This is a genomic window from Deltaproteobacteria bacterium, assembly GCA_016177765.1.
In the GTDB taxonomy this organism is placed as follows: domain Bacteria; phylum UBA10199; class UBA10199; order JACPAL01; family JACOUP01; genus JACOUP01.
In genome coordinates, this window is sequence record JACOUP010000008.1 from 889,756 (window position 1) to 903,268 (window position 13,513).

At 52.3% G+C, this 13,513-nt stretch carries 11 protein-coding genes and 1 other RNA gene; 8 read left to right on the top strand and 4 right to left on the bottom strand.

The annotated features are described in order from the left end of the window. Positions 1 to 16 precede the first annotated feature (16 nt). From HYS22_06785 to HYS22_06810, 6 genes are all read left to right on the top strand, one after another. Positions 17 to 1,600, top strand: a complete 1,584-nt coding sequence (locus HYS22_06785; protein MBI1909858.1) for an alkaline phosphatase family protein — start codon at positions 17 to 19, stop codon at positions 1,598 to 1,600. After that, on the top strand, positions 1,597 to 2,646 hold the full coding sequence (locus HYS22_06790; protein MBI1909859.1) for a hypothetical protein: 1,050 nt from the start codon (positions 1,597 to 1,599) through the stop codon (positions 2,644 to 2,646). Before HYS22_06785 ends, HYS22_06790 begins: the two co-directional genes overlap by 4 nt. A gap of 3 nt (positions 2,647 to 2,649) precedes the next feature. Then, positions 2,650 to 3,543, top strand: a complete 894-nt coding sequence (locus HYS22_06795; protein MBI1909860.1) for a zinc ABC transporter substrate-binding protein — start codon at positions 2,650 to 2,652, stop codon at positions 3,541 to 3,543. Beyond that, positions 3,540 to 4,358 carry a metal ABC transporter permease gene (locus tag HYS22_06800; protein MBI1909861.1) on the top strand — a complete coding sequence of 273 codons (819 nt, stop codon included), beginning with the start codon at positions 3,540 to 3,542 and terminating at the stop codon, positions 4,356 to 4,358. The genes HYS22_06795 and HYS22_06800 overlap by 4 nt, the downstream gene beginning before the upstream one ends. Before the next feature lie 223 nt (positions 4,359 to 4,581). Then, positions 4,582 to 7,878 carry a carboxypeptidase regulatory-like domain-containing protein gene (locus tag HYS22_06805; GenBank protein MBI1909862.1) on the top strand — a complete coding sequence of 1,099 codons (3,297 nt, stop codon included), beginning with the start codon at positions 4,582 to 4,584 and terminating at the stop codon, positions 7,876 to 7,878. Between the two features lie 40 nt (positions 7,879 to 7,918). Then, a complete protein-coding gene (locus tag HYS22_06810) occupies positions 7,919 to 8,236 on the top strand; it encodes a hypothetical protein (GenBank protein ID MBI1909863.1) in 318 nt (105 codons plus the stop codon). A 69-nt stretch (positions 8,237 to 8,305) separates the two neighbouring features. On the opposite strand, the gene HYS22_06815 is transcribed toward HYS22_06810, so the two are convergent. The 3 genes from HYS22_06815 to HYS22_06825 are packed head-to-tail and all read right to left on the bottom strand — an operon-like array spanning position 8,306 to position 10,664. Beyond that, positions 8,306 to 8,584, bottom strand: coding sequence for a hypothetical protein (locus HYS22_06815; protein MBI1909864.1), 279 nt, complete (start codon positions 8,582 to 8,584; stop codon positions 8,306 to 8,308). Between the two features lie 35 nt (positions 8,585 to 8,619). After that, positions 8,620 to 9,663 carry an ACR3 family arsenite efflux transporter gene (arsB, locus tag HYS22_06820; protein ID MBI1909865.1) on the bottom strand — a complete coding sequence of 348 codons (1,044 nt, stop codon included), beginning with the start codon at positions 9,661 to 9,663 and terminating at the stop codon, positions 8,620 to 8,622. Continuing rightward, positions 9,654 to 10,664: a serine/threonine protein kinase gene (locus tag HYS22_06825; GenBank protein ID MBI1909866.1), complete on the bottom strand. Its 1,011-nt coding sequence runs from the start codon at positions 10,662 to 10,664 to the stop codon at positions 9,654 to 9,656. The genes arsB and HYS22_06825 overlap by 10 nt, the downstream gene beginning before the upstream one ends. A gap of 109 nt (positions 10,665 to 10,773) precedes the next feature. On the opposite strand from HYS22_06825, the gene ssrA reads away from it, so the two are divergent. Both ssrA and HYS22_06835 read left to right on the top strand, forming a co-directional pair. Next, positions 10,774 to 11,116: a transfer-messenger RNA gene (gene ssrA / locus HYS22_06830) on the top strand. 176 nt (positions 11,117 to 11,292) lie between these two features. Next, positions 11,293 to 12,513 carry an integrase arm-type DNA-binding domain-containing protein gene (locus HYS22_06835; protein MBI1909867.1) on the top strand — a complete coding sequence of 407 codons (1,221 nt, stop codon included), beginning with the start codon at positions 11,293 to 11,295 and terminating at the stop codon, positions 12,511 to 12,513. Between the two features lie 56 nt (positions 12,514 to 12,569). Here the strand turns inward: HYS22_06835 and HYS22_06840 are convergent, their stop codons facing one another. Beyond that, the gene (locus tag HYS22_06840) at positions 12,570 to 13,499 is read right to left on the bottom strand and encodes a hypothetical protein (GenBank protein MBI1909868.1); all 930 of its coding nucleotides are present in this window, start codon (positions 13,497 to 13,499) and stop codon (positions 12,570 to 12,572) included. Between the last annotated feature and the right edge of the window lie 14 nt (positions 13,500 to 13,513).

Here is a 13,513-nt window from a genome sequence, read left to right on the forward strand (position 1 = left end):
AGGACGGTTCACCCCAATGAAACGTTGGTTTATCAATTTTTTCCTCCTCTTTTTCCTTCCTTCTTTGGTTTTTGCCTCACCCAAGGGTGATTCACCCAAGAGGGTCATGGTTGTCGTCCTCGACCAGATGCGGCCGGATTATATTGAGACCTACAACCTGACGAACCTTAAAAAATTGCGAGACAATTCTCTCTCTTTCAAAAATGCCAACGTTGGCCATTTTCCCACGAATACCGTTATGAGCCATCCGGTGATCGGGACCGGGCTCTTTCCCAAGCATTACGGCTGGAGCGATGAACTGTATGAGGACCGGGAGGGGTGGTTCGGTCCGAAGGGGGAGCGCTCGATTACCGCCGATTTTGGTCTGAAGCAGTTTCGAAAAATTTATCAAAAAAATCTCCCCCGTCCGACCGCGCTGTCTCTTTTGAAGGAAAAGTTGGGGGGGGAGGTGATTGCGATCGGTCAGAAAGATTACGCCGCGATCACGATGGGGGGATTGGATGCCGACCGGGTCATTGTCCCTTCGGGTAAAATCAAGAAGGGAAAATGGAAGGGGTGGCGTCGGCCGGACGGACTGAACGTTCCATCCTATATTGCCAAACCGGTGGGGGGCCGGTTCTGGCTCGATTGCCGGGATGATTATGGGACGAAGGGGAGTCTCTACCCGTTGGATGGGAACCGCTATGTTCCGGGGGAGGATCCGGAGCATTGGGGAGGGGATTTTTGGACGACCGATGTTGCCCTTGCCGTCATTGAAAAAAATCCGGAGTGGCGTGTCCTGTTGGTGACTCTGGGGGGGGTCGACAAGATCGGTCATCTCTTTGGAGAGATGGATAACCCGGCGCAACAAAAGGCCACGGCCGATTTCCCCTACAATTTTCGTCGTGTTTTGAAAATTGCGGATGAACAGGTGGGGCGTCTGGTGGCTGATCTGAAAAAAAGGGGGCTCTGGGAGAAGACCATTTTCATTGTGACGGCTGACCATGGCGGTCTTTCCTCCGCCAAACATTTTTATGGCGAACGACAAAGGCCAGGACACGATGGCCACGACAATTTTTACTACGGTCCTTTTCAACGGAGTCGTGACTACAAGCCGTCTGTTTTAGCCCGGAAGTGGCTTGATGGCCGCGTCGAGAACGCCCTTCTTTCAACCGCCAACCGGATCTGGTTGAATGAAGAGGCCAAGAGGGATGTCCCGGCACAATGTCGTCATTTCAGTCAAATGCCGGCGGCTATCGCTGTTTATAGAAAAAACGGGGAAGGGGACTCTTACTTTTATGAACGTTGTTCTCCTTACCGTGGTCCCCATCTCCCTCCTTTTTTGGATCCAGTCACCCTTCTGAATACCTCCGCCTCCGGGCAGGCGCCGGATCTTGTCGTTCAACTGGCGGACGATTCCGGTTATGCCCTCTTGGGGGATCATGGCGGTTTTCAGGAAAAGTCGATGCGGATCCCGTTTTTCCTCCATACACCGGGGATTCAACCGGCCATGAGTCATTGCCCGATCCGGTTGGTCGATCTCCTCCCCATCGTCATGACCCAAGTCGGGGTGAAGCCCCCTTCCTGGATGGATGGGAATACCGACTGCTTAAAACCATGAAAAAGTGCCTCCTATTTTTTAGTTTCCTGTTTCTATCTTCCTCTTTTGCCCAAGAGAGTCGTCCAACCAGCGGGGCCAAGGCGTTTCTGCCCGATATCAGCCTGATCGGTTCCTTTGCGGGGGCTTATTTTAAGGAAGATCCCACAGGCGATCAGGGGGAGAATCCGTCACGGACCGGTTTTAATCTGCAAGGGATGGAGCTGGCCTTGCAGTCGGTCATCGACCCTTATGTGAGAGGGGATATTTTTATCCTTTTCAAAGAAGACGCGGTGGAGGTGGAAGAGGCGACGGTGACAACGCTTGCGCTTCCTTGGAACCTTCAGCTCCGTGCCGGGAAACTACTGGCAAAATTCGGACGGGAAAATACAAGACATCTGGAACAACTCAACTTTGTCGACCAGTCGTTTACCAACCGGTATTTCTTCGGGACGGAAGGGTTCCGCGAATTGGGGGCTGAGATCTCACTCCTCTTTCCGGCCCCCTGGTTCTCGGAACTGACCTTTGAATTTCTTCAAGGGGAAAACAAGGGGAACTTCGACGGCCTCCGCAAGAGGGATTTTGCCTACTTGGGCCACTGGACCAACGGTTTTGACCTGACGGATGATCTGGCTTTGCAATCGGGGTTTTCCGCGGCCTTTGGTTTTAATGACACAGCCCAGGGTAAGTTGACCCAGATCTACGGGGCGGACCTCTACCTTCGCTGGAAACCATCCAACCAGAGCGGCTTGAAATGGCAAACGGAGTATTTCCTCCGCCGGAGAAATGAGGTCCCTCAGGTTACAGTTGAAGGGGGGCTTTATTCCTCTCTCGTTTTACGGTTCGCCCGACGGTGGGAAAGCGGCGTCCGTTTTGATTTCATTGGTCTTCCCAAGGAGGATTTTCGGAGACGGGCCTATGCCACTGATCTCACTTTTTTGGCCTCCGAATTCTTCAGACTCCGAGCCCAGTACAATCTTGTGGTGACCGGTGGCACGGACAAACTGGGGCATGAGGCGTTTTTACAACTGCAATTTAACATGGGGCCGCATGGAGCGCATGCATTTTGATAAATGAAAAAATTACTTATTTTATTCTTAGTGACTATTTCCCCTTTATCAGCAATCGCCAAACTGAATATCGTAACGACAACGCCGGACTTGGCGGCACTCGCAAAAGAAGTCGGGGGAGATCGGGTTGCCGTGATCAGTCTCGCCCGAGGGGATCAAGACCCACACTATCTGGAACCAAAACCAAGTTATGCTGTTAAACTGAATAGGGCCGACCTTCTGATTGCGGTCGGTCTCGATCTGGAAATCGGTTGGCTGCCGGTCCTTTTAACCCAGTCGCGTAATCCCAAAATCCAACCGGGCAGTCCGGGTTATCTGGAACCGACCTCCGGCGTCCGTATTTTGGAAATACCGCATGGCCCGATTGATCGCTCGCAAGGGGATGTCCACCCGTTGGGGAATCCCCATTACTGGCTCGATCCCCGGAACGGCCTGGTTATCGCCTCCCAGATCGCCTCCCGCCTGAAGGAGATCGATCCGGAGGGGGATTATGCCGCGCGTTTTTTCGATTTTGAAAAAAGGTTGAAGGCCCGAATAGCGGTATGGGAAAAGGAAACCGCCCCTCTTCGGGGGAAGAGAATTGTGACCCACCATAAGAGTTTTTCCTATTTTGTCGATTGGGTCGGTCTTCAGGTTGCCGGTCTTGTGGAGCCGAAGCCGGGGATCCCGCCTCCCCCTTCCCATCTTTTGAAACTGATCAATCAGGTCCGGCAGGAAAATATTTCCCTTTTGGTCACGGAAAATTATTATGATCCGAAACCGTCCCGTGAAATCGGCCAAAAGACCGGTGCGAAGGTCCTCATCCTTCCTACCTCGGTGGGGGGAGAGGCGGGGGTTGGGACCTATGAGGCGCTTTTTGACCGTCTGATCCGGAAACTCAAGGAGGGGCTCCCATGACCGCGGTTGAATTTCTGCTCCCCTCTTTTATCGCCTGCCTCATCCTGACCGGCATCCATGCCTACCTCGGCATCCATGTAATCAGCCGGGGGGTTATTTTTATTGATATCGCCCTGGCGCAGATTGCCGCTTTGGGAATGACGGTCGCCCTCCTGTTCGGTTTTGCCCCGGAGAGTCAGATAGCCTACGGGATCGGTCTTGTCTTTACCTTTGCCGCCTCCCTCTTTTTTGCCTTTTTTCGGGAAAAACGGATCCCGCAGGAGGCGGTGATCGGTGTTGCCTTTGCGGTCAGTTCGGCACTGGCACTTTTGGTCGCCGATCGACTTCCCCACGGTTCAGAGCATTTAAAATTCATCCTGACCGGGAATATCCTCTGGGTTGGTTGGCACCAGATTGCGAAGACGGCGGTGATCTACGCGGCGCTCGGATTTTTGCATTACCGGTTCCGCCGGTCCTTCTTGCTGGTTTCCACCGATCCGGAGGAGGCCCAAAGAAAGGGACTCCGGCTCTGGTTCTGGGACCTCCTCTTTTATCTCTCCTTTGGTTTGGTCATTACCAGTTCGGTCCAGATCGGCGGGATTCTGCTCGTCTTCTCCTTTTTGATCGTACCGGCCCTGATCGGCTTTCTCTTTTATCCGGACCTGCGTCGGAGACTTTTGCTCGGCTGGTTGGTGGGTGGACTGACAAGCCTTGCCGGGATCACCACTTCCTATCTGGCTGACTGGCCCACGGGCGCCGTGATTGTCGCCTTTTTTGGCCTTTCGCTCTTTTTGGGGATCACGGTCCGTCGTCTCCAACGCGGTCCAGTCGCATAATACCGGGTTTCATTCAACCCGGGTGGGGCAAAAAAAACCTGTCTGTTAAAAGTCTTGCAGGACCTCCAAATCCTTTTAATCGGGCTGTGGGGGAGTCAGAAAAACCCCACCTTCTTAATTTCCATTTTTTGATTCCTCAATAAAATCAAGACTCGAAAGGGGTGGCACCCGATATGCAGCCCATCCATGGGGAAGGGGTGCGGTTGATTCATGGGGGGTCGGCATGAAACCTGTTCCGTTCAAATCTTCGAGGGTCGTCCTCTTCTTGTCAGTCCTCTTTTTATCCATGGCTTCGTGGGGGACGGTTCAAGCTTATTCCTACTGCTGGTCTTCCGGAACCGGTAACGGCAATACCTGGCTTTCCGGGACGATCACGGCGGGGGGGGTCGGCATCAAGGATGCCAGCGTCTGCCTGAATCCGGAGACCTGGTTTAGCGGTTATTACTATGCCTACGAGTGTGCCTGTACTGACAGCCAGGGGAATTACTCCTTTAAAAAGGAGACCGATCCAGCCTCCTCCTGCTACTACAGCTATTATGACTATTGGAGTGGGAAGACGAATCGGTATTGCAGTTGGAAGAATGCCAGTTGCTCTAAATACTGCATCGAGAATGACAACAATGGCTGGTATGTCGGGCAGACCTTTGCGACGGAACGTTACAAGGTTACCGCAACACCGCCATGGAGTTCTTCCATGGCCGACAGGTATGGGAGTTGCACAACTACGGGCGTCACGATCAATTTTGACGGTACCACTGTAGCCGATTGTCAGCTTCCCTCAAAGAACATCATTATTCGCTTAAGGGTCGTGGATGATGATGGGCGAGCGGTCACCTATGGATTACAAGGGTATGTCAGCGGCCCCTCCTACAGCTACAAGGAGATTGATGGGGAGTTCAAGGATTACTACGTAACGCCGGGGCAGTATTGGGTTGGGGCCTACCCGACCGATTACCGTTACTCCCGCTATTCCTGCATTTCGAACAAGACCGTGGAGGTGAAAGAGGGGGATTTGGTCAAAGAGGTCACCCTCAAGGCAAAGAGGAACTCGGCGATCCTGGCAGGGACCGTGACCGGAAGCGATGGCGCCCCGTTATCGGGGGTCTCTGTCAGCGCCGGCAATTACGATTACAGCGGTGCGGATTCCTGTTACGCCTCAGGGTGGGCGCAAACGGATCACCGCGGGAACTTTTCTTTTAGCCTTCCGTCAGGAAGCTATACACTCTGGGTCTATCCTCCTTATAACAACAACTCTAACGCGGTGACCTATAGCAGTGCCTCCAAGGCGGTGACGCTGACGGTGAATCAGACAACCACTGAGAATATCGTTTTGGCCAAAAAGGATAGCCAAATCTGCGGGACGGTGAGGGCTGGGAACGGTAATGGGTTGCCCAAGGCCTGGGTCTCCGCCTGGACTTACGGGAATGGTGTCAATGACTGGGCGAACCGGGAAACAGATGCCTCCGGCAATTACTGCCTCAACACCTTGAAAGGAGTTACCTATAGCGTCCAAGCCTATTACTGGGATGGGTCGGGCAACGATCAATCGATTTCCAACTGCAGTCGCGAGGCGTTGGTGTCGGTGACCTCTCCCGCCACGGGGATTGATCACACCTTTGATGTCTGGGACAGTTCGGCTACCTTTGTGATGCTGGATGAAAATAACCAGCCGATCACCAGTGGTCTTGGCGGTGGGGGGGATATCCGTCCCAAGAACAAGACCAATAACCAGTACTGGTGTGGTTCCTGGTTCTCGTCCTCTAACGGGACGGTAACCAAGAAGCTTTCTTCAAAGACCGACTATTGTGCCAATATCTATACGTGGGGCATTCCTTCTTATGATCCGGAGAAGACGGAGCATTGTTTCAAGACCGGAGAGCCGGGTGAGAACACCCGGGTCCCCATTCAGATGGTGCCGTCTAATGCAACGATCTCCGGGGAGTATGTTGATTCCGACGGGAACTCGATGTTCCCCAGTGTGAACTATCTCTCTGTCTACGGCACCAAAGGGAACATTTGGAGGACCTTCACTGCTGGCCCTTCTGGTTATTCCGGCAAGGTTTCTGCCGGGAAGTGGGCGATCGGTTTCTGGCTTGACTGGAACAGCGGGTGGGTTTCCCAGCCGCCTGGTTCGAAGACCGCCCTCCAGATCGGCTCGGCGGAGACCAAGACCTATGACCTGATCTTTTACAAGGTTGGTTATATCAAGGTAACGGTGAAGAACGACCTGGACGAACCGATGAAGTGGGTCTGGGTGGATGCCAACCCTTATTCCGCCGGGGATGAGGGGGGGAATGAGGAGAAACGGTGTTACTGGAACAACGGCTGTTATACCAACAGCAACGGTGAGTGTACCGCCTATGTCGGGGCGGCTACCAAGGGGACCACCTACTTCCTCCGTGCCTTCCGCCCCTGGAGCGAGATGAACAACGAGAAATTAACCCTCCCGGAGGAGGTTGTTGTCAAGGTGTTCCCCGGCGAAACGGTGGAGGCCAAGACGCTTATATTCCGGGTGATGGACAGCGAGGTCAAGGTAAAGGCGGCGGCCGGCAAGGAGGCGGTAACCAACACACAGACCTTCCAGGCGTTGACGAGTCCGATACTGAACTCCGAGAGTCTGTCGAACGATATCTGCAAGAATGCGATGATTTCTTGTTACTCCGATCTCGGCGGTTATGCCGAGGCGACGACCAACGAGTCTTGTGAAACCTCGGTTCCCTGCACCAGCGGCGACAAGTGGTATTGCGTTGCGCTCAATCAGGTGGGGGGGAATGCCTACATTTCTGAGTATGGTGAGATCACCTGTGTTCCTCCTGCTGACTCCGGGGAAAAGACGAAGGAGGTCTTCTTTAAACTGAACGCTGCAGCTACGATACCGGATGCCGTTAACCAGACTTGGGATTGTGGGACTGATAATGCCCTGACCCTCTCCGACAAGTTCTCTGTAGCCTTTCCCGCCAGCTCACTGGGGAACAAAGGGGCCAATTGTTCCTGCACAGTGCAACCGACCACAATGCTTCCGTACCAGGCGGCCAAGCGCCCCTCTTCCTTCTATGGTTATGACGTTACTTGCAAGGATGCGTCGGGGGCCCCGATTACCCAGTTTAATGCTGACATCACCCTCTGTATGCCGGTCAATGACGAGCAGTTAAATCTCCTCAGCCTGACAACAGGCGATGTCCGAATGGCCTATCGCGACAGGTCCACTGATTCCTATATCAACCTGACCAGTGTGACGCTGGATAAAGAAAACAGGCTCGCCTGCGGCAAGACGAATCACTTAACCGAATTTGTCCTGATCGGGAATGGGACGCGGGCCGGTGTCGATGGTGACAACGAAAACTCCATTGAGGAAAGCTACCGGACCGAGGAACCGGCTACCGGGGATGGAGGAGGGGGTTGCGGTTGTTATGTGGGGAATGAGAAATACCCCTTCCTGGATGACCGACTGATCTGGCTCGTCGCCCTGATCCTCTTCGGCGGCCGCCGGCGCCTGAAGGCCTTTCTCCAGAGGTTCTAGATCCCTTTGACGCACTGCGCAGGCAACCTATTGTTTTCATTTGTCTTTTCCTAAAAAATCACTACAATGGGCCTCGAAAGGGGGGGGTATGGGAAAACTTTTTGAGCCGGTGCATGATCTGATCAGTAGTCTCTATGATCTGTTGCATGATGCGGCAGATAAGGTCTGGAGCCTGGCCAAGCCAATCGCCATGATCGGACTTCTGTTCGATCTGTTGACCGGCAAGCTGGGCTGGATCGGTAGCATCCTCGACTTCTACAAGCAGTTTTTGGGGCATACGTCGGGGACAAGCTGGCTGGTGCTGGTCATTCTCGGTTTGTTGGTGCTCTCCTGTTCGTCAGCCTGCACCAAGAAGTAAGGGTAATTTACCCAGCCGGGGTCTTTCGTCAGTTTGATGGGGGCGGTCCGCCTTAAGGCGGACCGCCTCTTATTTTTTCTTGATCCAGCGAAAATAAATCACCAAAAAAGTCACCCCGGAAAAGAAGAGAAGGTTTAGCGTTCCGAACAAGCGGAAGAGCGGGTCTGGAGAGGCGAGCGCCGCCGGTTCCATCAGGAGGAGACAGGTGAAAACCCCCAGGAGCCAGATCAGGCTCAAATCATCGGCCGATTTTCGCCGGAGGATCCGGATCATGAGGGGGAAGTTAAAAAAAGGAAGGATGATCGAACTGATCAATCCCAAGTAATAAACCCAAGGGAACTGTTTCATGAAAGAGTGCTACCCAACAGATTTTTGACTCAAACTCAAGAGTTTTTGGCAAAGTTCGGTTTTATCTTCAGGGAAACCTTGACCAAAGCCAGCAAGATGGGGACTTCCACCAAAGGACCGATGACCGCCGCAAACGCGGCCCCGTGGTTAATCCCAAAGGTGGCAACAGCGACGGCAATGGCTAGTTCAAAATTATTCGAAGCTGCGGTCAATGATAAGGTGGCCGTTTGTGGGTAATCGGCTCCTGTTCCGCGACTTAAGGTAAACGAAACAAAAAACATGATCAGAAAGTAGGCCGTTAGCGGAAGGGCAATCAGGGCGACGTCATAGGGAAGTTCGAGAATCTTTTCCCCCTTAAGAGAGAACATAAGAACGATCGTAAAGAGCAACGCGATCAAAGTGATGGGGCTAATTTTTGGAATAAACGTCTCGCGGTACCATGAATCCCCTTTGAATTGTCTCAGAAGGATTCTTGTCACGAGCCCCGCGAAAAATGGAATGCCAAGATAAATGCCGACCGACTTGGCGATCTCCGCCATGGTGATATGAACCTCAATGGTGGAAAGTCCAAACCAGCCCGGCAGGATGGTGATGAAAAACCAGGCGTAAATGGGGAAGAAAATAATTTGAAAGATCGAATTGAAGGCGACAAGCCCCGCACAATACTCAGTGTTCCCTCCCGCCAGTTCGTTCCAGACAATAACCATGGCGATACATCGGGCAAGCCCGATCAGGATCAATCCGGTCATGTATTCCGGGTGATTTCGAAGGAACAAAAGGGCGAGCGCGAACATCAATGCCGGGCCAAGAATCCAATTTTGGAAGAGGGATAGTCCAAGGACCTTTTTATTTTTAAAAACCGTGCCGAGCTCTTCGTATTTTACTTTAGCGAGGGGAGGATACATCATCAGGATGAGGCCGACGGCAATGGGGATCGAGGTGGTGCCGATACTCATCCCCTTGAGGGTGGGCACGACCCAGGGCGCCAGAGAACCGAGGAAAACTCCTCCAGCCATGGCGAGGAAGATCCAGAGGGTCAGGTAACGATCGAGGAGCGAGAGTTTGCCTTTTATCCCCATGCCAACTCCTGAAGAAGACTGATCTGTTCCTTGATTGATTGCAAAAAAACCTCCCAGTAGCGTCGCTCCGTGTAGTAGGGGAAGGCGCGTTGAAAGGTTGGTTCTTCGTACCGTTGGCCGATCCAGGCGGCATGCCGGATCATCCGGAGGGTGCGGAGCGGTTCGGCGAGCGTCAATGTGGCGCGGTCGAACTCTCGGAAAATTTCGTACCCTTCAAAAAACGCCTCTTGTTGTTCCTGTTTTTCCGCATCACTGCCGTTAAAGAGCATCCAGATATCCTGCACCGGTGGGGCGACCACCATGTCATCGAAATCGAGCAGGTATGGCCCCTCCATGAGTGAGGTTCCCTGGCTCCAGAGAATATTGCCCGGGTGACAGTCGCCGTGGAGCGGGATCGTTTTGAGATTTTTGCCGAAGTGCGGGGCGACTAGTTCAAGCGCCTGGAGCAGGTGTTGTTCGATCAGTTCTTTTAAATCGGTCGGCAGAAAGGTCTGGGTCAGGATGAATGAAAGGCTATCGTGCCCGTAGGTCTGCGGCGTCAAGTGAAGGCGATGGTTTGAGACAAAATGTTCGGCGACATTGTGCATCCGGGCGAGCGTTCGGCCGAGCCAGCGGCGGTCGTCGTTGGTGATCTCGGCATGTTCGCGCCCGCGAAATTTAGGGAACAGGGTATAAAATATTTTTCCGGAGTCGGTATCGGTTTGTGCCAGCGTTGTTATTGCAGGAAACTGTTTTTTGAGGGGCAGGGGACCTACGACCGGGATCTCCGCCTCGGCCAAGGTTTTTACGAACCGGTGTTCTTCGGCGATTGCCTCCGCCGACCAGCGGCCGGGGCGGTAATATTTAGCGATGACCGCACCGGGCGTCTCTTCCGTTTCAACCCCCACTTCGTAGACCCGGTTTTCATAACTGTTCAGCGGAAAAAGGAGCCCGGTTGGCCGAAACCCCTGAAGGGCAACCGTCTGAAAAATTGCCTCGGGCAAAAGGTGATCAAAACGCATGACGAGCCTTCTACCTTATTTATTTCCGGATGGGGAGGGGATTTTGGGTGAATGGGTCAGAGGAAATCCCCTTGTCAGATCGGGTCGGATCGCTTATCCTTTCGGGTCTGGGGGCGAACTGGCTTCGACGGAAGGAGTGACGCCTTACCCGGCATGCCGAGGTTGCTGGTTCCTCGTAAAAAACTGGCAAACAAAAGTAGACGCAACTCTACCTATGGCCGCTTAATTGCAGCCACGTCTCTCGAGTCTTCTCCCGCGGGGTTTGAGAGACGCCAACAGCGGGATCGCGAGTCTTGGTCGCCTCTTTTGAGACTCGTTAAACAATAAAGGGGCATGTCCCAGAAAATCCGGCCCGTGGGAGTTTCTGGGAGTCCTAAAACGCGGAACTAAGCATGTAGTTCGGGGAGGTTGATCCCTTTCGGACGCGGGTTCAATTCCCGCCGCCTCCACCAGAAGGTAGTCCAGTAAAGTCCAGTAATGTACAAAAGCCCGTGTAAAAACGGGCTTTTGTGCTTTACATTCGTCCAACAAGAAATTATGTTGTCCACCAACAGATGCCCCCAAATGGGGGCATTTTTGGGGGCAACTCTGGATTGTAATTAGTGAGATGCCCCCAGATTGGAGATATATGCCACTAACCGACATAGCCATCCGCAACGCCAAACCAAAAAAAGAATCTTACCGCCTTTGGGACGGTGGTGGTCTGAATCTTGAGATCTCACCCACTGGAAACAAGTGGTGGCGGCTGAAGTATCGCTTCAACGGCAAAGAAAAGCGGCTCTCCTTCGGTGTTTACCCCGACGTGACCTTAAAGGATGCCAGAGAAAAACGGGACCAAGCCCGGAGGTTGTTGGCCGCCGATACTGACCCAAGCGAAAACCGCAAGGCAGTTAGGGCGGCAAGGGTTGAACGGTTTGGCAATAGCTTTGAAGTGATTGCACGAGAACGATTTGCCAAGCTCTCGCTAACGTTATCCGATGAGCACCGCAAACGTATCATCCGGGGTCTTGAGAAGGATGTCTTTCCGTGGATTGGTGAACGCCCTGTTACCGAAGTTACTGCCCCCCAACTCCTTTCTGTCCTGCGTCGAATTGAGGAACGTGGAGCGATGGAGACGGCACATCGGACACTACAATACTGTGGGCAGGTTTTTCGTTATGCAATCCAGACCGCACGCGCTGATCATGATCCCTCCCGCGACCTGCACGGCGCATTGTCACCAGTAAAGAAGAGTCACCTTGCGGCGATTACTGATCCGAAAGCGGTAGGTCAACTGCTGAGGGCGATTGATGGGTACGAGGGATACTTTGTCACCAAGTGTTCCTTGCGTTTAGCTCCTTTAGTATTTTTGCGCCCTGGAGAACTGCGGGGGGGTGAATGGTCAGAAATAGACTTTGAAAAAGCAGAGTGGAATATCCCTGCCGGACGGATGAAGATGAGAGAGCCACACCTTGTTCCACTATCACGTCAGGCCATAGAAATCCTGCGGGAGCTTCACGCCCTTACCAATAACAGTCGCTTTCTTTTCCCTAGTGCACGCACAAACATCAGACCGATGAGCAACAATGCGATTTTGGCCGCTCTACGACGTATGGGATACACCACCGATGAAATGACTGGCCACGGCTTCCGGGCAATGGCCCGAACAATTCTTGATGAAGTGTTAGGGGTCCGCCCTGACTTCATCGAACACCAGTTAGCCCATGCTGTTCACGGCCCACTTGGCCGGGCTTATAATCGGACAAGTCACTTACCTGAACGACGAAAGATGATGCAACAATGGGCGGATTATCTGGACGATTTGAAGGCTGGGGCAAAGGTGATACCTCTGAATGGTCGGGTGGCTTGATACTTTATTCATTCCTCACCAACTCACTGGTGGGCACCGAGACCCTTTCATTATCGCTAATGTTCCCTGATTTTATTCATCAGCTTTTTAAGGGAATACTCTGCTATTGTTTGTTGATTAAATAACCGATTTGAGTTTTGCCATCGGATCACTTTGTCACGCCCAAGCTGAGGAACAAATCTTTCCTCAGATATTTGCTCAGGTTCATGAAAATACATTGCCGGTTGACTTCGCACAATCGGCCCTTTCCAGCAGATAACGGATAATGCAACATCCTTTAAACTGTTCCCGTATGTGATGTTAAGGTCAAATGTCATTGAGACGGGTGGATAATAGACAACGAGATCGCGTTGTCTCCCTTTATCGATCTGGAACTTAATTGTTGGGTGTTCTGATGCAATAAGTTTGATTTGGCTTTCTAAATCTTCGTAAAGACTTTCAACGGCTTTGATAACTTGCTGGACACCCTCTGACGAGGATCTCCAGCGTTCGAGTTCTACTTTGAACCGTAGATCATTTTCAAATTTTTTCGCTTCTTCAACTGGCGATGATGGTCGTGGTTCTCCACATTGATCGTTTATTCGGCTGATAATTATTGCAGCGGCACTTTCTTCTCCAAATCTTTGAAGGTCACACCATAATCTGTTTTTTGGAAGCCAAACAGGAACCTTTTTTAGATCATCAAGAGGGATAAAAAGAACAAAATCGTAGCCATGGTCATAAGCTCTGCCACGAATGGCCGTCTCCTCAATTCTAGTCCAAGTGGTTTGTCCCCAATCTTGACGATAAAGAACAACAACGACACGAGCTTGATTTGAAAAAACATCGGCAAATTCTTGCTCACCATCCTTACCCGCTAGGTCCTTCTGTTTCTGGTTATACAAAAAAACAGAATACTGCTCATTAATTATATCGGCCAGCCTTTGGGCCAGTCCTTCATCTTGACCCAAGAATGAAAATGCCACGTCATACTTAAAATCCCTCATACCCACCTCCTTCA

Excerpts from the sequence above, each read along its gene's own strand:
- HYS22_06785 (MBI1909858.1), top strand. The coding sequence starts at position 17 with ATGAAACGTTGGTTTATCAATTTTTTCCTCCTCTTTTTCCTTCCTTCT.
- HYS22_06790 (MBI1909859.1), top strand. The coding sequence starts at position 1,597 with ATGAAAAAGTGCCTCCTATTTTTTAGTTTCCTGTTTCTATCTTCCTCT.
- HYS22_06795 (MBI1909860.1), top strand. The coding sequence starts at position 2,650 with ATGAAAAAATTACTTATTTTATTCTTAGTGACTATTTCCCCTTTATCA.
- HYS22_06800 (MBI1909861.1), top strand. The coding sequence starts at position 3,540 with ATGACCGCGGTTGAATTTCTGCTCCCCTCTTTTATCGCCTGCCTCATC.
- HYS22_06805 (MBI1909862.1), top strand. The coding sequence starts at position 4,582 with ATGAAACCTGTTCCGTTCAAATCTTCGAGGGTCGTCCTCTTCTTGTCA.
- HYS22_06815 (MBI1909864.1), bottom strand. The coding sequence starts at position 8,584 with ATGAAACAGTTCCCTTGGGTTTATTACTTGGGATTGATCAGTTCGATC.
- arsB (MBI1909865.1), bottom strand. The coding sequence starts at position 9,663 with ATGGGGATAAAAGGCAAACTCTCGCTCCTCGATCGTTACCTGACCCTC.
- HYS22_06825 (MBI1909866.1), bottom strand. The coding sequence starts at position 10,664 with ATGCGTTTTGATCACCTTTTGCCCGAGGCAATTTTTCAGACGGTTGCC.
- HYS22_06835 (MBI1909867.1), top strand. The coding sequence starts at position 11,293 with ATGCCACTAACCGACATAGCCATCCGCAACGCCAAACCAAAAAAAGAA.
- HYS22_06840 (MBI1909868.1), bottom strand. The coding sequence starts at position 13,499 with ATGAGGGATTTTAAGTATGACGTGGCATTTTCATTCTTGGGTCAAGAT.